This window comes from Psychrobacter sp. AOP5-GZ1-6 (assembly GCF_052376345.1).
In the GTDB taxonomy this organism is placed as follows: Bacteria; Pseudomonadota; Gammaproteobacteria; order Pseudomonadales; family Moraxellaceae; genus Psychrobacter.
The window spans coordinates 1-537 of the sequence record NZ_JBQSVP010000335.1 but is presented as its reverse complement, the minus strand read 5'-3'; the positions used below and the strand labels follow the sequence as shown (position 1 = coordinate 537).

Sequence of the window (537 nt, the reverse complement as noted above, 5' to 3'; positions counted from 1 at the left end):
AGGTTGCACGCCTGAGACCCTACGATCATGGCATAAAAAGCACATTGATAAAACCATTGGTGCAAACATTCAAGCTCAAAGCCAAGCGGAGCGTATCAAAGAGCTTGAACGTGAGAACAGAGAGTTAAAGCAAGCCAATGAGATTATAAAGAAAGCAGCTGCTTTTTTCGCCCAGGCGGAGACGGGCCGCAAACCCAAGTAATGGTTGATTTTATTAACGATCACAAACAACAATATGGAGTCGAGCCAATCTGTAGAGTATTACCGATTGCTCCATCCACATACTATCGTGCTAAAGAGCTAGAAGAAAATCCTGAAAAGCGTTCACAGCGTAGCCAGCATGACGACTTCTATCTTAATGAGATTAAACGTATTTGGAAGGACAGCAAATGCCGTTATGGTGCTCGTAAAGTCTGGAAACAGTTGAAATACGAAGGTGTACATCCTGCACGTTGCACTGTAGAGCGGTTAATGCGTCAGCATGGTATGCAGGGTATTTGGCGAGGTAAGGGTAAGGTAACCACTAAGTCTCGTGAT

At 44.3% G+C, this 537-nt stretch carries 1 pseudogene and 1 other annotated feature; the pseudogene reads left to right on the top strand.

The features are described 5' to 3' along the window. Positions 1 to 537 (top strand): annotated as a pseudogene (locus ACT3RN_RS16080) (IS3 family transposase); the annotation flags it as partial. Beyond that, positions 160 to 276 (top strand) — a sequence feature (AL1L pseudoknot). (Overlaps the previous pseudogene by 117 nt.)